Below are 19,324 nucleotides of genomic sequence, written 5' to 3'. Positions count from 1 at the left end.
TTCACATATAAACCTTAGCGTCATGAACACAAATCAAAATGATCCCGGCTGCTGCGGCGGCGGATGTTGTTAAAACAAACGGAGCCTCATCGGCTCCGTTTTTATTTTCATGTATGTTGATCTCATTATAAAGTCGATCGTACTGCTCCCCCATCAACCATAATTGTTTGTCCTGTTACAAAACCGCTTTGTTTACTTAATAACCAAACAGCCAATGATGCAAAGTCATCAGGATCACCTAAGCGGCCAACCGGTATTTGTTTGATAGCTGCTTGCTTTACTTCATCAAACGGCAAACCTGTCTGTTCACTTTTCTTGTGATACAATCTGTCAACAGCAGGCGTGTTATGACTACCCGGGCCAAGTATGTTTAATGTAACACCACTCTTTGCAATTTCCTGGCTTAATGTTTTTACAAAACCAACCACTGCCAAACGAAGCGATGTGCTGAGGACTAAGTTTTCAATAGGTTGTTTTACGCTGCTGCTTTCAACATATACAATACGGCCGTAACCTGCATTGATCATTGCAGGTACAAAAGCCTGTGTCAGTTCTACCTTCCAACGCAAAAGTTTTTTATACGCATCATCCCAATCAGCTAATGTTGTTTCCAGTACAGTTTTAGCAGGTGGTCCGCCTGCATTTACCAATATGCCATGCAGTTCACGATCTGCAACAATGTATTTCAAAGCTTCAATAGTTGTTGATTCAGTAATATCGCCAATTACAACTTCTGCATTACTATGCATATCGTATTGTTCGTGCAGTTTTTCTTCACCTCTTGCAACTACAATAACGTTTGCCCCTTCGTTCAGTAACGCCTGTGCAACCGCTTTACCAAAACCGCTGGTAGCTCCGCCAACCATAAATAACTGATCGTTCAAATAAAGATTCATGTTGATTTATTTACTTATTACGCTTCTATGGTAACTTATTTGCATGCCTGCTCACCAGCAGCCATCCGTTTTGCCGCTTCGCATATACTTCTGTGTAAAGCAAATTGATATCAACCTTTTTACCTTCAAGCACTACGTTAAAAACGCCTTTACCATTTACAATTACAAAACCTTTGTACACACGTGCAGAGGCTTCAGTAACAGTTACGTTATTCATTACAAGTTTACCCGATCGCAGATCGTCGATGATCTCCTTCTTTGTTTCCATCCATCCGTTGGAATGAACATACTGCACACGCTCATCAAGAATAGTACTTAACGAATCAAGTTTTTTATTGATCATCCAGCGAAATTTTGTTTCGTGCAGTTTCAACACAAATTTCTCCGTAGCTGATTCTTCTTTTGTTTTTTGTGCAGTTGCGACTGTTGTTACAAAAAGCAACAGCAGGAAAAGAAATTGTTTCATGTGTGTATTTGTTATTGTTTTAATGGAACACATGTATAACCAAGCTTTGTGCTTTGCCCGACTGCAGAACTAATCATCACCAATTATTGCAAAACTTCGTTTGAATGGTTATTTCATGTAATGAAGTTAATGAGAACCAAAGTTCTTTCAACAAAAAAGCCCTTCGTTAAACGAAGGGCTTACTTATTTCAACAGAATGCTTAAGCTTCCATGTAGGCATCTATTTCTTGTTGCAGTGCTGCAAAAATTTCATCGATGGTTCCTTCGCCTTTTACTTCAGAGAATTTATCAAACTGTTTGTAGTAATCTGCTACAACCGAAGTTTTGTTACGGTATTCAACAATACGTGCACGAATCACTTCTTCGTTGGTATCGTCGCTGCGGCCGCTGGTTAATCCACGGTTGAGTAAACGTTTTACCAGTTCTTCTTCACTTACCAGTAAAGCGATCATGGCAGAAATTTGTGTACCCTTCAGTTTTAATAATTTATCCAATGCTTCTGCCTGGGCTACAGTGCGTGGGAAACCATCAAACAAAAATCCTTTTGCCTGCGGATTTGCATCCAATGCCGAACTGATCATGCCAATTACCACTTCATCGGGCACCAGCTGACCTTTATCCATCAGCTTTTTTGCCTCCATGCCAAGCGGTGTTTGCGCTGCAATTTCGCTGCGGAGCAAATCGCCTGTGCTCAAATGCTTGAGGCCATACTGCACAATAAGTTTTTCGGATTGGGTGCCCTTTCCACTACCGGGAGGGCCAAACAAAATCAAATTAAACATAAGCTCGTCGTAACCTTGATGAAGTTGTAAAGATAGTCCCCAAGGTTTAAAAATCGTCAATCTTCAACTTATTTTGCTTCGAAATTGTTCAAATCAAGACTTTGTTAAGAAAAAACAACTGTCGTTAAGCAGACATCTGTTAGCCTGTAACCTTACGTACCTTTACCAAACAAATGCAGTTACTATGAAATGTGTTGTATTCCTGTTGTTGTTTGTGCAACTGGCCTGGGTAAGTTGCCAGGCACAAACCAGCCAATCAAAAACTGAAAAAAAGACGACTATGAGTGAAACAAAAAAAACGGAGAATCCTGTTTACTCCAAAACAGATTCAACCAAGGTAAACCTGAGTGAAGAAGAGTGGAAAAAAATTCTTCCTTCGGATGTATATAATATTGCCCGGCAGAAAGGAACGGAGCGACCATGGACAAGCAAGTTTGAAAAGTTTGAAGAAGTTGGAACGTATTACTGTGCGGCTTGTGGCAATCCATTATTTAAGAGCGATACAAAATTCGATAGTGGTTGCGGATGGCCCAGCTTTTACGAACCCATCAGCAAAGGGTCGATCATTTACACACCCGATAACAGCCATGGTATGCAACGTACCGAAGTGCAATGTGGCCGATGCAAAGCACATTTGGGACATGTGTTTGAAGATGGTCCGCCACCAACAGGTTTGCGTTATTGCATTAACGGTGTAATTCTCGATTTTGAAAAAGCAAAAGAAACCGAAAAGAAATTTAATGAGAAGAAAGGATAAACGTTTGTACAGATAATTATCAGCGAAAGCGAATCTGCATGGGTTCGCTTTTTGTTTTTTTGAACCACGAAGACTTTTTTTTCTGCCGGAAGAAAAGTAATTTGTATAAAATTCAGGAAGATGAGTATTAAGCAAATGAAAAGTGAGTTATTGAAAGAACTTGACAAAGCTGATGAAAGCACAATTAAAAGCATGTATGATGTTTTTAAAATGGTAAGTCAGCAAAAGAACAGCCCTTCGTGGAAAGATCTCTCTGATGTACAGAAAATGAAAATTGACATGGGCCTTAAACAACTGAAAGAAGGGAAAGGTATCAGTGCAAAAAAAGTAACCGACTCACTACAAAAGAAATATGGCATCAAAGCCTAAGGAAATAATTGTATCGCCACTTGCCGCTAAAGACCTTGATGAACTCTACCATTACTTACAGTCGGAATTTGAGCAAATTGCTGTAGAAAAATTCAATAAAAAATGGATTTCATTTCTTGCAGTTATCGCAACCCATCCTCGCCTTTTCCCAATTCTAAACAAACAAAAAAATCTTCGCAAATATGCTATTCATCCAAAAACGCTTATCGTTTACAAACCATCCGTAAGAGCTATAGAAATTGTAACAGTGTTTAACAACAGGCAAAATCCAAAGAATTTGAAATTACTGATCAGCAGAAAAAAATAAATACATCAGAGTCTTACAACCCTCTCCCCTCTTTTACTTCTTCTCTGCTTCATCTCTCAGCCCAGCCACCCATCAAATTCTTTTTACGCATTTTGTTTTCCCATTATCTTTATTGCTTAAGCAAAAAGTTTATGAGAAAATTTCTGGCGTTGAGCATTTGCCTCACAGCACTTGGCTTTATTGCAAAAGCCCAAACTCCCTCCTGGTTGCGTTATCCTTCCATTTCGCCCGATGGTAAAACCATTGTGTTTACTTACAAAGGCGATCTGTACAAAGTGGCCTCCACCGGTGGTACAGCAACAGCACTAACCATTCACGAAGCACACGACTTTATGCCCGTGTGGAGTAAAGACAGTAAAAGCATTGCCTTTGCCAGCGATCGTTATGGCAACTTCGATGTATTTGTTATTCCGGTTGAAGGTGGTGAAGCCAAACGCCTCACCTATCATTCATCTGCAGAATATCCTTATAGCTTTACCAACGATAACAAGGCTGTTGTGTTTGGTGCTGCACGGATGGATCTGCCAACGAACCGTCAGTTTCCTACAGGTTATATGCCCGAACTGTACAGTGTTTCATTGAACGGAGGCAGAGTAACCCAACTCTTTACAACGCCTGCAGAAGATGTGAAGTTCAGCAAAGATGGCAGCAAACTCATTTACCATAACAAAGTGGGTGGCGAAAATCAATGGCGTAAACATCATACATCTGCTATTACAAGAGATGTTGTGCTGTACGATTTTAAAAACAATACACACAAACAAATTACATCGTTCAACGGCGAAGACAGAAGCCCTGTTTTTACAGCAGATGAAACAGCCTTTTATTATCTGAGCGAAGAAAGCGGGTCGTTCAATATTCATAAAATGAGTGTTGGCGGTGGCAAATCGGAAAAACTCACATCGTACAAAAAACATCCTGTTCGTTTTCTCAGCAGCAGCAACGATGGTTTACTGTGCTACAGTTACGATGGCGATCTGTACACGATGAAGCCCGGTTCAGCTGCACAAAAAATAAACATTACTATCCTTGCCGATGCACGCAACAACCGTGAGCAGGTATATCGTGTAACAAGCGGCAGCGGTATGAATGTTGCACCCAACGGAAAAGAAATTGCATTTGTTTACCGTGGTGAAGTTTTTGTAACCAGTGTGGATGGTGGTATTACCAAACGCATTACCAATACACCCGAAGCAGAAACCAGTGTAAGCTTTGCACCCGATGGTAAAAGTATTATCTATTGCAGCGAACGTGATGGCAAGTGGGGTATTTACGAAACAAGAATAGAACGTAAAGAAGAATCTTATTTCTACACTTCTACTTTATTGAAAGAAACGGCTGTTATTGAAAATAAAAACACCAATACACAACCCGTTTATTCGCCCGATGGAAAAGAACTGGCGTTTATCGAAAACCGTAATCAACTCCGCATCTATAATCTTGCAAGCAAACAAACACGCACTATTTTAACAGGCGATCATTTATTTGCCTGGACAGAAAACGATCAGTACTTCCAATGGAGTCCCGACAGTAAATGGTTGTTATTTGATTATGCAATGCCCGGCAGTGCAGTTGGCGAAGTAGGTATTGTTAGTGCCGATGGTAAGAAAATTGAAAACCTTACACAAAGTGGCTTTGGCGATTACAATGCAAAATGGATCATGGGTGGTAAAGCGATGTTATGGTTCAGTAACAGAGATGGTTTGCGTGCAGCTGCAATGAGTGGCGGCGCACAGGCCGATGCATACGCCATGTTCTTTACACAGGATGCATTCGATCGTTTCAAACTCACAAAAGAAGATGCAGCATTATTAAAAGAAACAGAAGAGAACAAAGCAAAAGCAGATACAAGCAAAAAGAAACCTGCGAAAGATTCGGTGATGATCGATTGGGATGATCTTAATCAACGTAAAGCAAAACTCACTATTCATTCTTCATCCATGGGTGATGCCCTGGTAAGTAAAGATGGTGAAACACTTTACTATCTGGCAAGGTTTGAACGTGGCATGAACTTGTGGACGACCAATCTCCGCACAAGAGAAACAAAAATGCTGGTTCCACTCAATGCCGGTTTTGCAAGCATGGTTTGGGATAAAGAGCAGAAAAGTATTTTCCTGAATACCGATGGCGGCTTTATGAAACTTGATCCTGCCAGCGGCAAGCAAGACCGCATCAGCATCAATGGAGAAATGATGGTTGATGGTTTGAAAGAACGTCAATACCAGTTCGATCATGTATGGCGCAGAACAAAAAATACATTCTATACAAAATCGTTCCATGGCATTGATTGGGACAGTTACAAACCTGATTACGAAAAATACTTACCGCATATCGGCAACAATTACGAAATGAGCGAAATGCTGAGTGAGTTACTGGGCGAATTAAATGTAAGCCATAGCGGTGCTGCATTTGGTGGCACCTTTAATGCAAATGCAGATGCAACTGCTGCTTTGGGTATCTTCTTCGATTATACACACAAAGGCAATGGCGTTAAAATTCTTGAAGTGATCAAAGATGGTCCGCTGGATAAAGCAGGCATGAATGTAAAAGCAGGAACCATTATTGAAAGCATCGATGGTGAACTGATTACCCCTGAGAAAGATCTTGCACAATATCTTAACCGTAAAGCAGGAAAAAATACATTGGTTGTATTAACAGAAGGAACAGCCAAACGTGAACTCATAATTAAACCGGTTACATTGGGCGAAGAAAACCGCTTGCTGTATGCACGTTGGGTAAAACGTAATGCAGATGAAGTAACAAAGATGAGCAATGGTACCTTGGGTTATGTGCACATACCGGGTATGAACGATGGTGCTTACCGTACAACGTATGAAGAGATCATGGGTAAGCATTTCCAGAAAAAAGGAATTGTGGTTGATACACGTAACAATGGTGGTGGTGATCTTGTTGCCGATTTAGCCATGTTCTTAAGCGGTAAAAAGTTTATGGATTATACCACCGATACCCGCAGCAATGGTTACGAACCAAATTTCCGCTGGACAAAACCAAGCATTTCGCTTGCCAACGAAGGCAACTACAGCGATGGACATTGTTATGCCTACATGGTAAAAGAAGTGGGCATTGGTAAACTCGTTGGTATGCCTGTGCCGGGCACTTGTTCGTTTGCCGCATGGGAAGCATTGATGGATACCGGCATCCGTTGGGGTGCACCTACTGTTGGTTGTAAAGACAGCAAGGGTAATTATCTTGAAAATGCGCAAACCGAACCCGATGTAAAAGTGAAACCTGAAAATGAAAAAGTAAGTACAGGTACCGATCAGCAATTAGAAACAGCTGTGAAAGAATTGATGAAGGAAACAAAATAAGTACGAGGTACGCTTGCTCAACATAGCCTTGGCGAAGTTGAGAAGTTAGAAGTACGCAACAACGCCACTGCAGTATTGTAGTGGCGTTGTTGTTTATACCAGGACTTAATAATATTTTCGTTTATGACCTTTTTTAAAAAATTCCTATTATTTTATTTCCTGAACCTGGCGATTTTTTTGCTACTCATCATTCTATTTGGACGAGATATTATTTATGTTATTAAAAATCCTCTCCTTGTATTGATGCCGTTGATCCCCGTTGTTCCAGCCATCTTTTTTGGAGCTATTATCAATACTGTGCTGTCTAGAACTGATAGAAGTATTAAAGTCTTCACATTTACATATACAGGCTGCACTTTAATCTTTTCCCTCTTTATAGGCTTTACTTTCTTTTCCAGTTGGAATCACAATAGAAAATATGGGAATGTTGAAGCGAATAAAGACTACTTCCGAAATTATGGGCACGTGGATATGACAGATTACAAAATTTCGTTTGATACCCTGATTACCAGATTCTCCAATCCAAACGATATAAGAATTACAGGTAGTATGTCCGATGTTATAGACACAACTATTGAAAACACAAAACAAAAAATGCGTTATATCAGGCTGATGTATTCTAAATACAATTCAGCAGAAGAATACAAAGCTGATTTCATTGTTTATAATGCAGCAGCTAAGATGGTTTACTATAATATTCTTCTGAGTGATTCTGACAAGAAAAGAATTGCTGACCAAGAAAGAAAAAGAACCAAATTGTTAAGAGACATACTTAAATCAGTTGAAGATGAAGCCAAGAAAAAAAGAAATGAGTAATCTATCCCTTCTCACTTCCTCAGATTTCTTAGAGTCTTTACACACGTTAAAAAATTACTTACGTAAAAATATTATATTGCCGCATAATCAAAACCAATGCACCAAACCTGTCTTAACTGCGAAACAGCCTATACCGGACATTTCTGCAACAACTGCGGTCAAAAAGAAACTCACCGATATACAGTAGGCCATGTTTTTCACGAACTGGTACATGTGTTTACACATGCCGATAAAGGTATTTTTTCCTTTGCATGGAATATTATTAAAAAGCCGGGCATCGTTGCACTCGATCTTGTAGAAGGCCGACGTAAACGTTACTTCAATTTGTTTCAATACCTGTTGATCATTGTTGGTATTACTACATTTTTGGTTACGCAAACACATCTTATTGAAAAGACCGTCATTACCATGAGCAAAGGTACCAGCACTGTGCAAAGCTCAGAGCTGGTAAAACTGCAACAATCTGTTGCCGCCTTTCTTCAGAAATACAATAACATTTTTCAGTTAATATTAATTCCACTGTTTGCCTTTTTTTCCTGGCTGTTTATTGGCAGAAGCAGAAAAAGAAATTATGCTGAGAACATTGTACTGCATGCTGCCAGCAGTGCACAGAGTAACACATTTGCTATTGCCACAACACTGCTCATGCTCATTGGCAAAACAGATACACATTTCATTGTTCTGTCGTTCCTGTCGTTGCTTGTAATATTGTATACGTTTACTGTAAGCTATAAGCAATTCTTTCAGTTATCGTGGATTAAATCGCTTTTGCTCGGCCTTGCAGTTTTTGCATGTTCGTACATCGTTCAAACGGTACTTACTGCTATTGCAACAGTTGCTTATCTACTGTTGAGATAATCTCCGCTTTCATCAGTATATTTAAGCAAACGCTTAACTACTGCATTATGAAACGTAGAGATTTTCTCCTCAACAGTACGCTTGCAGGTGCAACCACGCTGGTTAGTGCCGCATGTAATTCATCAACCAACAATAATTCAACAACAGAAGCAAACGAAACAACTGTTGATGATTTTGTGTTGAACGAAGTAACCATTGATGAGTTACAGGAAAAAATGAAACAGGGTACTTATTCATCAGAACAAATAACACAACGCTATCTCGATCGTATTAACGCTATTGATAAAAACGGTTACAAACTTAATGCGGTTATTGAACTAAATCCTGATGCACTCGCAATAGCCAAACAAATGGATGATGAACGCAAGGCAGGAAAACTACGTGGACCCATGCACGGCATTCCGGTTCTCATCAAAGACAATATAGATACTGCAGATAAAATGATGACCACCGCAGGTTCGCTTGCATTAATGGATCATATTGCAAAAGCAGATGCATTTATTGTTACTAAGCTGCGCAATGCCGGCGCTGTGTTGCTGGGCAAAACCAATTTATCGGAGTGGGCAAACTTCCGTTCATCTAATTCCTGTTCGGGCTGGAGCAGCCGTGGCGGACAAACAAAAATGCCTTACATACTCGATCATAATCCATGCGGATCAAGTTCGGGTTCGGGTGTTGCAGTTTCTGCTAATTTATGTGCAGTTGCTATTGGTACAGAAACAGATGGTTCTATTACCTGTCCTGCATCTGTAAACGGAACAGTTGGTATTAAACCAACTGTTGGTTTGTTAAGCCGCAGTGGTATTATTCCAATTTCTGCTACGCAGGATACAGCAGGGCCACTTGCACGTACAGTGAAAGATGCGGCCATTTTATTAGGAAGCCTGACAGGTATTGATGAACATGATGCTGTAACAAAAGAAAGTGAAGGTAAAACAGTAACTGATTATACTGCATTTTGCAAAACCGATGCTTTAAAAGGAAAACGTTTAGGCGTTGAAAAAAAGAAATACGACAACCAGTTTTTAAACCGCTTGCTCGAAAAAGCGATTGCTGATTTAAAACTGCAAGGTGCTGAAATAGTAGAGCTGGAATATCTCGATAAACTCAATGCATTGGGCGATGCTGAATTTGATGTGTTGAAATTTGAATTTAAAGACGGGTTGAATAAATACCTCTCAGCTTCTAATTCGAAAATGAAAAGTATTGATGATGTAATTGCTTTCAACAAGGCAAATGAAGACAAATCGATGCCTACGTTTAAGCAGGAAACAATGATTGCCAGTGCAGAAAAACAAGGGCTCGACAATAAGGCATACAAGGAAGCTTATGCAAAAAGTCATCTTGGTTCAAAAAAGATGATCGATGATGTATTGCAACAAAACAAACTCGATGCATTGATTGGTTTAACCATGGGCCCATCCTGCAGTATTGATGTTATTTATGGCGACAGGTGGGGCAATGTGTTTTTAACCGGCCCTGCAGCAATGAGTGCCTATCCGCATATTTCTGTTCCTTGCGGATTGGTTTACGATTTACCGGTTGGTCTTTCATTCTTCAGTACAGCTTATAAAGAAGCTGAACTTATTGGTATGGCTTATGCGTACGAACAGGCAACAAAGCATCGTGTAAAACCATCGTTTAAAAAAGCGTTTTTGTCATAAAGCAAATGCTCCTTCTTCGGGAAAGCTCATGGAAGAAGGAGCATTAACTACAAACTAAAAACCATAAACTACAAACTACTCTACTTCACATTCATCTTAAAACGTTTTACCTGTTCTTTAATAATGCGTTCTACTTCTGTTTCCATTGTTGAAACTGTTGCTCCACCGGTTTTATTTTTCTGATCGTTGATGTATTGCTGACGTTGTTGATTCAGTGCAATGATTTTTGTTTGGATCGCTGCCCGTTCTTTTTTCTTTTGCTGTACAATTACTTTCAATTCGGCAGTTGATTTATGCTGCAAACTGTCGGGCAATGTTTTCTTATCGATCTTTTCAATTTCCGCTTCATTATCACCTACTCTGTCAACCAGATCCCACCCGGAGTTATTATACATTGCTCCATTACTTTTTGCTTCGGCACGTTTCATTGCGGCCTTTTTGCTCATAGCTGCATTTGCTGCATCCATTTTTTGTTGTTTCTGATAAAACTCTTCACCTCTTGCGCCGTAAGTAATATAGGTTGTATTCAGTTTTTCGTTGAGTTTTGTGATCTCATCATCATAAGGCGTGGCAATGTCTTCAATTTTATGATCCTGGTTAATGTTACAGAAGCTGCCATTACCACATTCGCCCATCAGGTTCCAGTATTCACGAATACCGGTTTGTCTGTCGCCGCAGTAAATGGTATTTACAATTACGCCCTTTCCTTTTGCTGCAGTACAGGCCTGTGTAAAGCTTACATTCCCCTGGCGGAAACTTTCATTACCTGCAATAAAAATTACTTTGTACGAATTGGGATTAGCATCCCATTTCAATTCGTTGATAGATGAATAAATAACATGACCGCAATACTCATCGCCGCCGTTTGTAGTTAACGCAAATAAATTTTCTGAAAGCGAATCAAGGTCTGTAATAAAATTATTGATCTGGCGGATGTAACCTTTCTTAACATCATTACGTGGTGTACCATACTCGTATAAAGCAATTTCAATTTTGGGATTGGCTTTGTTTTCGCAATGTACACCGCCAAGTGTGTTAACCATTGTCCAGAGTTGTGCTTTTGCCTGGTCGATAAGGCCGTCCATGCTGTTGCTCACATCGAGCAGAATAGCTACCTGAATTTTTTGATCAGTGGTGGGATGCGGAGCGGAAGCCAATTGTTGTGTACGTTCGCCCGGTTTATTAAAAGCACTTGCAAGAATAATAGCTGCGAATACCGTTACAGCAGCCAGCAGAGGTTTACGATTGTTTTGCATAACGTTGATTTTTTACATGGATGCACAACAGTGCTTGAATACATACACATAAAAAAGTGTTTGCAATGTTTTAACAGGTTTACGCACCCTTACAAAAAAGCCGCCTGTTAAAACAGGCGGCGTTGTAATTATCTAAACCAAATCAACTATCGTCGAATTAATTTCACTGTTTTAAGATTGCTACCCTGTTGAACAGAGATAAAATAGATACCGGGTATATACTTGTCGCCAAAGCGAACAGTGGTACCGGCCATTACATTTTCCTTTTGTTCAACAATCCTTCCCAACCCATCTACTACTCTTACCAGGATGCGGTCGGTTGTGTTGCTGCTCTTAACAGTTAAGGTAAAGTAACTATCGCTTGGATTGGGAGCTGTGATGACCTCGAAGTTTGGAGTAGTTGTTACAACCGAAGTTTTCGCTTCAACAAGCCCTGCTGTTCCTTCTGTTATAAACGCAATAGCTGTTGAATAACCAGTCCACGATTTGCCACATTTTGCCTGTATCTGCCAGCTGTAATTCTGGTTCGGCTGCAATCCGTAAATTGTAACCGAACGTTTATTACCCGTAACAAATACATCGATCCACTTCGAACCTTTTTTGGTTGTTTTATATTGTATCTGCCACTGATCGGGATTTGCTGCAGCCGACCATTCAAACGTTGCAGCGGTTGAAGTGATATTCGTTGTTCTGAGTGCTGTTGCATTTTTGCATGGCTCACAAGTTCCTTCATCTGTTTGTCCGTTGCAATTATCATCAATTCCATTGCGGCATACTTCAGCTGCTCCCGGATTTACTGAAGCATTTACATCGTTACAGTCGCCAAATGTGGAACTTAATTCTGCTGCCAGTTTGTACAATGTGGGTTGGGTGCATTGTACCAATACATCGCCGCTGCTGTAACCATCATTATCTGCATCTCTATACCAAACGGTTGCAGGATTAAGCACCGGGTTGTCGTCGTTACAATCTCCTGCAGTGGCAGTTAAGTTTACAGCTAACTTATATCCATCAGGTTGGGTGCATTGTATCTTCCAGGTATTATCGCTGTACCCATCATTATCTGCATCTTTATACCATTCAGCAACTGGTGTTAATAACTTATTATCATCATCACAATCGCCACTGATTGCAGTTAATGCCGATGTAAGTTTATAACCTTCCGGCTGTACGCACTGTATCTTAAAAGTACCATCGCTGTAACCATCATTATCTGCATCTTTATACCATTTGGTTGCAGGATTAATAATTGCATTTGCATCGTTACAGTCGCTTGCAAAAGTGCTGGTTAATTCGGTGTACAGTTTGTAATTGGTTGGTCGCAAACAACTGCGTTGTGTTGTAAAGTCTGTGTATCCATCATTATCTGCATCTTTATACCAAAGCGTATTCGGATTAAGTATTGCATTGTTATCATTACAATCGCCTGTAACAGCTATCAGCTCACCCGGTAATTTATATCCTTCCGGTCTTGTACATTGTACAATATAATTTCCGGTACTGTACCTGTCGTTATCCAGATCGGGATACCATTTGGTTGTGGGATTAATTGCCGCAACTTCATCATTACAATCGCCGCCCGGCGCTACTGTACCCTGGCGTTTATAACCCGATGGCTGGTAACAACCTTGTTGTGTTGTACCGTCGCTAAAGCCATCGTTATCTGCATCCTTATACCAAATAACTCCCGGGTTGTTATCAGCACTGGCATCGTCACAATCTTCCGTTAAGCTGATCAACTCAGATTGGAGAACGCCATAAGTAAACTTACTCAGTTCAAATATTCCGCCGTAATAAAACTTCGGCGATAAGCAACCTGCTGCTGTACGACCACTCGGATAACCATCACCGTCCCTGTCTTCGTACCAAACGGTAGCCGGGTTCAGTACACTGTTTGTATCATCACAATCACCTGCTGTAGCTGTTAAGTTTGCAGCTGATTTATAGCCGGCCGGTTGTGTACATTGTGTTTTGGTTGTACCATCACTGTAACCATCATTGTCTTCATCTTTATACCATACTGTCTGCGGATTGATAGTATTATCTGCATCATTACAATCCAATCCTGCTTTCAGTTCTGAAGACAGTTTGTATCCTGCTGGTCTTTGGCATTGTGTCCTGGTAGTACCATCGCTGTAATCATCATCGTCAGTGTCTTTATACCATGTTGTTTGCGGATCGATGGATGCATTGTTATCATCACAATCTAACGGCTTTCCTGAAAATACGGATGCAAGTTTATAATACTGCGGTTGTGTACACTGCTGCTTAGTTGTTCCATCTGTAAAGCCATCATTGTCCTCATCTTTTAACCATATTGTTTGCGGGTTGATTGCAGCATTGTTATCATCACAATCTCCCTGAATTGATCTTAGCTGTGATGGCAGTTTGTAATATGGATACGGACTGAACGAACAATTTTCTGCAGAGGTACCATCACTGAAGCCATCATTGTCATAGTCCTTATAATAGGTTGTGGGGAATGAGCCCGCATTCATATCATTGCAATCCGGTGTTAGGCTTTTTAATTCTGATGCCAGTTTACCGGTTGAATAAAGGAATGGTGCATACATAAACGAAGGGCGGGTACATTGTGTAGCTGACATCTGACCCGGATATCCGTCGTTATCAACATCGATATACCATTTAGTAGCAGGATTAATGGCTGCATTTGCATCATCGCAATCGCCTAAAGGCAGCACTGTTTTGGTATAACCTGTTCCCATAGCAGTGCATGATAAAACAGATGAAGCTGCGTAACCATCACCGTCTGCATCCAGGTACCATGTTGCACCTGCATGCACTGCCGCATCACTATCATTACAATCGCCACTTGTTGCTGTTAATTCTGATGCAAGCTTATAGTTTGCAGGTCGTGTACAAGCTGTAACTGTGGCACCATCACTGTAGCCATCATTATCTGCATCCTTATACCAAACAGTAGCAGGATTTATTGCAGCGTTGTTATCGTTACAATCGCCGGGAAGCTGATTAGTTAAAAGCACATATCCTGAGGGAACACCACATTGGAAAAGCACAGCATTGGTATAATAGCCATCACCGTCATTGTCAATAACCCAGCTTCTGCCACCTGTTCCCTGTACTGTTATGATTGCTGTTTTAGAAGCCTCGTTACCATTGGCATCTTTTACCGTAAGCGTAACTGTATTATCACCCAAATCAAGACATGAAAAATCGGTGCGATCTAGTTTATAGGAAACAAGACCGCAAGGATCGTAAGAACCGTCGTCTACATCTCTGTCTGCAACAGTAACGGTTCCATTATCGGCTAACTGTACGGTAATGTTCTTTGTTATTATAATGGGTGCTGTTTTATCTTCTACTGTTACAATGGCTGTGCCCGAAGCTGTGTTACCATTGGCATCTTTTACTGTAAGTGTTACTGTGTTGGATCCAATGTTGCTGCAGTTAAAGCTTGTTTTATCGAGTTCATAAGAAACAAGGCCGCAAGGATCGTAAGAACCATTGTCTACATCTCTGTCTGCAATAGTAACAATTCCGGAAGCACCTATTTGTGCAGTTATATTTTTTGTAATTACAATAGGCAATACATTATCTGCTACTGTTACAACAGCAGTACCCGTTGCCGATTTACCATTAACACCCGTTACAGTAAGTGTAACGGTATTGGGTCCTACATTGCTACAATAAAAATCGGTTTTACTTAAGCTATAAGACTGAATGCCGCATGTGCTGTTAGAGCCATTATTCACCTGTTGCGGTGTAATTGTTACTTTACCCCCCGGTAATAAATTAACTGTTATGTTTTGGGTAATAACAGTTGGGGCAGCATTATCTTCAACAGTGATTTGTTGTGTTACAGTAGCTTTTGCACTGTTAATGTCTGTTATTGTAAATGTTCTTATAACTACCCATTTACCTTCTGCGCTGAGGTTTTGATCGATCACATCCGTATACGTCACTTTTGCTATATCACAACTTCCTTCTTCAATTGGTAAGTTAAGCGCATTGTATTGCGCCTGGGTTAATGTAGTTGCTGCTGTGCTGTATGAAAAACTAACTGTTGCTATTGCAGCTGTTCCGCATCCGTTTATTTGTAAAGCGGTTAAGCTGTTGCTTGTTACACTTACAGGCGAGCATCCGGACTGTACAATGTATTCATATGCTCCCATATCAATTACATCTACAACACGTGCATTACCATCAAAATCTACCGACTCATTATTAGCAGCATCATTTCCTTTATTGATTGCAGGTGAAGTTTGCTGAAGACGTAAGTTGCCCGCAGCTGCATTTACAAATAATGGGTTTACATTGAGGTTGCCTGTACCCGGAAACACGCCGCTGTTACTTTCTACAATACTGTAAGTTGTATTGCTGGCAGCTGATTGATCGAAAATACCTGTATTGAAATTTGTAGTATTTCCAAAGACGATGCAATTAGTAATAACAGGTGTGGCAAATGCATTTCCGATACCGCCACCACTATATGCTGTGTTTGCATTAAATGTGCAGCCTGTTATGGTAAGTGCAGCTGTAACATTGAAGTTGTTGATGCCTGCCCCGAGGTTAGTAGCATAATTATTAGTAAAAATGCATTGAACAATTGTTGAAGAAGCATATTGATTATAAATACCGCCTCCTCCATTTGCTGCGTTGCGGGTAAACAAACAATTTTTTACAACAGGTGAAGCATATGAATTGTACATACCTGCACCTGCATTATCCGGATTCGTTCCGCTGGCGTTTCCACCTGTTATTACAAATCCATCGAGCACAGCTGTATTCGTTAACGGATTATCGGTTGTAAAGCTGTTGCGTATTACATGGTAACTGTTATTACTTCTGCTTGTTTCGGATAACAGGTTGGCTGTAGCAATTGATGGAGCATCATTTTGATCAATATCGCCACTTAACACAGTTGCATTTGTATTCCAGTTACGTTGGCTGAGGCTGGTTTCTGTGCCGGCAAAACCACCATAAACAGCAATATTATTTTTCATTACAAATGAAGCGCTTCTGTTGTTGTTGGTTACACCTGCTCCTTCATCGGGATAATACGTGCCTTTTGCCACCCATATTTGTGTAACCTGCGAGCAGGTGTTGCCAAGCGCATCCTGGAGACTTATATAGGCATCGGCCCACGAAGTTCCATTGTTGGCACCTGTTGCATTTTTGTTTACGTACAGAATATTTCCCGGAGGACATGGTTTAGAACCAAACTCATAAGCACCCATATCTATTGTGCCGATGATGCGTGCATTATTGGCCAAATCTGTTGGTTCTGTATTTGCACTAGTTAACCCTGCATCAATAGCAGGTGAACCTGTTTGCAATTGCAGATTATCGTTTGCAGCATCTACAAACAATGGATTTGCAGACAGATTATTATTACTGCCACCAATACCGGGAGCAAGTGAATAACGAACAGTGAATACATAAACCGGATCCAAAGGATTTTCAGCATCGGGACCCGAATTATTTATAAACAACTTATCTGAAATTGAATTATAAATTTCAATATTGCTATAGTTGTTCGCTAAAGAGATACCATTTAAACTGAAAACGCAATTCACAATTTTACCGTAAGCCTTATCAACTCCCACTTGCCCGTTTTCAAATCCTGTTCCTGTGTTCCTTGAAAACTCAGTATTCACTACATATAAATCACCCAAATTATAAATACCTCCATTGGCATTTGCAATGAACCTGCTATTTGAAATCTTCCAGTTTTCATTGCCTGTATTATAGATACCGGCACCGTTAACCAAAGCATTGTTTGCGGAAAACGTACAACCAGTAATAATTGGTTGCCCTCCTTCATTGAACATACCGCCGCCGTTATATTGTGTTGTGTTTGCTGTAAACACGCAATTTTTTATTGTGGGTGATGCATGAATGTTTAACATACCTCCGCCGTTCTTCTGATTTGCAGGTATATTACTTGTTGAATTGGCATTGCCCCCAGATACAGTAAAGCCATCCAGCAATGCAGAATTGTTGAGTGCATTGTTTATGTTGGCAATTACATGAAAGCTGTTTCCGCTGTTATTACTGAAATTAACGCCATCGTTTTTATCGACATCTCCACTCAATATTGTTTTGTTGAGTAAAACATTCCGCTGACTAATTTGTGTTTCAGTGCCGGCAAAACCTCCATAAATGGCCACGTTATTTTTTAGAGTAAATGAAGCATTGCGATCATTATTGCTTTTACCGCCACCTTCATCGGGGTAATATGTTCCTTTGGCCACCCAAATTTGTGTTATGCCCGGACAAGCCTGGAATAAAGCATCCTGCAATTTTGTTAATGCATTTGCCCAGCTTGAACCATTACCGCTGCCGGTTGCATCTGCTTTTACATATATGATAGTAGTTGCAGGACATGTTACAAGACAGGAAGAGCCTGTTGCTCCGGGAAAGTCAAGCACATTATTGTCATTACAATCCAGTGCCAGTGATGGGCCAATTAATTGTGTTCTGAGTACATAGTTGTCAAAAATGGGATTTCCAAAAGCATCCTGTCCTATTGCCACTTGAGGTTTTGTACAGCTTACAATAGTTGTACCATCAGTATAACGGTCATTATCAGTGTCTTTGTACCAAATTGTTTGCGGGTTAATATTGCTGTCCCCGTCATCACAATCATCATCGTTTGCTACATACCCTGCAGGTTTAGAACAGGCATTCGTTATAATACCGGGATCTCCAAAACCATCGGCATCTGCATCTCTGTACCATACTGCAGTTAAATTTTCATCTGTTTGCCCATCACAATCATTATCTTTTCCATCGCAAACTTCTACCGCATTCGGATTAACACCCGGATCACTATCGTTACAATCTGCAGAGTTAGTTACAAAACCTGCAGGTTGAGTACAACTTTGACTTGTTACAGTTGAAGTACCAAATCCATCTTCATCAGCATCAAGGTAAAAAGTTATTAATTGTGCATCAGGTCCATCTGTTACACCATCACAATTATTATCAATACCGTCGCAAATTTCTGTTGCCCCGGGTTTTACTGCTGCATTGTTATCATTACAATCCAATTTATTCCGACTGTATCCGTTTACGCTTTGAAGACATCGGCTAATCGCCGTTGCATTTACATCACCATATCCATCTCCATCTTTGTCGATATAATAATTATAAACCGGGTTCGATCCGCATTCTCCACCAATAGGGTCACCAGGCTCCGCCAGTAAACCAATTGCATCTCCATCATTAACAACATCTGCACTTACAGTTGTTGTAAACGAATGCATAGACGACTTGCTATTTCCAAACATATCGGCTACATCCCATTGGTAAGAAGTAGCTGCTTCAAGCCCGGTAATATTTGTTGTAGATGAAGACGTGTTGCTGCTGATTATTTTTACTCCCTTCTTATAGATCGTTACCGTATACTTTTCTGTTGCTGCTGATTTTTCCCAGCTAAGCGTTACTCCTGTTGCAGTAATATTTGTTGCCTTCAGCTTACCGATCGTATCTGCTGTTGCATTATCCGTTGCTACACTAAAAATGCTTTTCGTTTCAATAAACTGAAACAGGTTTGTTCCCGGGTTTGCATACAGCCCGGCAAAAGCGGCAATACCACTACCTATCAGTAGTATTGCTAAGAGCGGTTTAACATATAAACGCTGTTTAAAGAAAAAATCAGGGCAGATAGTTTTAGCCTTGTACATACATTTAGCTTTGATGATTAAGAAAAGTGGGTGGCTTATCCAGGATACAGGCTACTGTCAGTTGATCTTATCGGTTATGGCCTCAATTCTTTTTTCGAAAATGAAATACACTAGGAGTATGAGGAGCAGGACAGTTACAATCAATACAGCAATG

The 19,324-nt window shown here is 40.4% G+C and carries 12 protein-coding genes; 7 read left to right on the top strand and 5 right to left on the bottom strand.

Annotated elements, in window-relative coordinates:
* Positions 1-125: 125 nt before the first annotated feature.
* The 3 genes from ESA94_RS11555 to ESA94_RS11545 all read right to left on the bottom strand — a co-directional run bounded on the left by ESA94_RS11555 (position 126) and on the right by ESA94_RS11545 (position 2,144).
* The gene (locus ESA94_RS11555; RefSeq protein WP_129131069.1) at positions 126-896 is read right to left on the bottom strand and encodes an SDR family oxidoreductase; all 771 of its coding nucleotides are present in this window, start codon (positions 894-896) and stop codon (positions 126-128) included.
* Positions 897-921: 25 nt separating this feature from the next.
* Complete coding sequence (locus ESA94_RS11550) at positions 922-1,362, bottom strand: nuclear transport factor 2 family protein (protein WP_164972717.1); 441 nt, start codon at positions 1,360-1,362, stop codon at positions 922-924.
* Between the two features lie 200 nt (positions 1,363-1,562).
* Positions 1,563-2,144, bottom strand: a complete 582-nt coding sequence (locus ESA94_RS11545; protein ID WP_129131067.1) for an adenylate kinase — start codon at positions 2,142-2,144, stop codon at positions 1,563-1,565.
* A 280-nt stretch (positions 2,145-2,424) separates the two neighbouring features.
* On the opposite strand from ESA94_RS11545, the gene msrB reads away from it, so the two are divergent.
* The 7 genes from msrB (at position 2,425) to ESA94_RS11510 (ending at position 10,244) form a co-directional block, all read left to right on the top strand.
* On the top strand, positions 2,425-2,901 hold the full coding sequence (msrB, locus tag ESA94_RS11540) for a peptide-methionine (R)-S-oxide reductase MsrB (RefSeq protein ID WP_240671038.1): 477 nt from the start codon (positions 2,425-2,427) through the stop codon (positions 2,899-2,901).
* Positions 2,902-3,021: 120 nt separating this feature from the next.
* Positions 3,022-3,270, top strand: a complete 249-nt coding sequence (locus tag ESA94_RS11535; RefSeq protein WP_129131065.1) for a hypothetical protein — start codon at positions 3,022-3,024, stop codon at positions 3,268-3,270.
* Positions 3,254-3,577: a type II toxin-antitoxin system RelE/ParE family toxin gene (locus ESA94_RS11530; protein WP_129131064.1), complete on the top strand. Its 324-nt coding sequence runs from the start codon at positions 3,254-3,256 to the stop codon at positions 3,575-3,577. Before ESA94_RS11535 ends, ESA94_RS11530 begins: the two co-directional genes overlap by 17 nt.
* 131 nt (positions 3,578-3,708) lie before the next feature.
* Entirely contained in the window at positions 3,709-6,906 is a 3,198-nt protein-coding gene (locus ESA94_RS11525; RefSeq protein WP_129131063.1) for a S41 family peptidase, read from the top strand.
* Between the two features lie 123 nt (positions 6,907-7,029).
* Complete coding sequence (locus tag ESA94_RS11520) at positions 7,030-7,722, top strand: hypothetical protein (protein WP_129131062.1); 693 nt, start codon at positions 7,030-7,032, stop codon at positions 7,720-7,722.
* Positions 7,723-7,818: 96 nt separating this feature from the next.
* The gene (locus ESA94_RS11515; protein WP_129131061.1) at positions 7,819-8,580 is read left to right on the top strand and encodes a DUF3667 domain-containing protein; all 762 of its coding nucleotides are present in this window, start codon (positions 7,819-7,821) and stop codon (positions 8,578-8,580) included.
* Positions 8,581-8,627: 47 nt separating this feature from the next.
* Positions 8,628-10,244: an amidase gene (locus tag ESA94_RS11510; protein ID WP_129131060.1), complete on the top strand. Its 1,617-nt coding sequence runs from the start codon at positions 8,628-8,630 to the stop codon at positions 10,242-10,244.
* 80 nt (positions 10,245-10,324) lie between these two features.
* On the opposite strand, the gene ESA94_RS11505 is transcribed toward ESA94_RS11510, so the two are convergent.
* Positions 10,325-11,500 (bottom strand): vWA domain-containing protein, encoded by a 1,176-nt coding sequence (locus ESA94_RS11505; protein WP_129131059.1) that lies wholly within the window; start codon positions 11,498-11,500, stop codon positions 10,325-10,327.
* Between the two features lie 146 nt (positions 11,501-11,646).
* A complete protein-coding gene (locus ESA94_RS11500) occupies positions 11,647-19,170 on the bottom strand; it encodes a MopE-related protein (RefSeq protein ID WP_129131058.1) in 7,524 nt (2,507 codons plus the stop codon).
* Positions 19,171-19,324 lie beyond the last annotated feature (154 nt).

The sequence above is a fragment of the Lacibacter luteus genome (assembly GCF_004118265.1).
In the GTDB taxonomy this organism is placed as follows: Bacteria; Bacteroidota; Bacteroidia; order Chitinophagales; family Chitinophagaceae; genus Lacibacter; species Lacibacter luteus.
The sequence above is the reverse complement of the archived record's forward strand: the minus strand, read 5'-3'. Positions and strand labels throughout refer to the sequence as shown.

Coding starts and splice junctions, on each gene's coding strand:
- ESA94_RS11550 (WP_164972717.1), bottom strand. CDS start 1,362: ATGAAACAATTTCTTTTCCTGCTGTTGCTTTTTGTAACAACAGTCGCA.
- ESA94_RS11525 (WP_129131063.1), top strand. CDS start 3,709: ATGAGAAAATTTCTGGCGTTGAGCATTTGCCTCACAGCACTTGGCTTT.
- ESA94_RS11505 (WP_129131059.1), bottom strand. CDS start 11,500: ATGCAAAACAATCGTAAACCTCTGCTGGCTGCTGTAACGGTATTCGCA.
- msrB (WP_240671038.1), top strand. CDS start 2,425: ATGAGTGAAACAAAAAAAACGGAGAATCCTGTTTACTCCAAAACAGAT.
- ESA94_RS11530 (WP_129131064.1), top strand. CDS start 3,254: ATGGCATCAAAGCCTAAGGAAATAATTGTATCGCCACTTGCCGCTAAA.
- ESA94_RS11555 (WP_129131069.1), bottom strand. CDS start 896: ATGAATCTTTATTTGAACGATCAGTTATTTATGGTTGGCGGAGCTACC.
- ESA94_RS11510 (WP_129131060.1), top strand. CDS start 8,628: ATGAAACGTAGAGATTTTCTCCTCAACAGTACGCTTGCAGGTGCAACC.
- ESA94_RS11545 (WP_129131067.1), bottom strand. CDS start 2,144: ATGTTTAATTTGATTTTGTTTGGCCCTCCCGGTAGTGGAAAGGGCACC.
- ESA94_RS11520 (WP_129131062.1), top strand. CDS start 7,030: ATGACCTTTTTTAAAAAATTCCTATTATTTTATTTCCTGAACCTGGCG.
- ESA94_RS11500 (WP_129131058.1), bottom strand. CDS start 19,170: ATGTACAAGGCTAAAACTATCTGCCCTGATTTTTTCTTTAAACAGCGT.
- ESA94_RS11515 (WP_129131061.1), top strand. CDS start 7,819: ATGCACCAAACCTGTCTTAACTGCGAAACAGCCTATACCGGACATTTC.
- ESA94_RS11535 (WP_129131065.1), top strand. CDS start 3,022: ATGAGTATTAAGCAAATGAAAAGTGAGTTATTGAAAGAACTTGACAAA.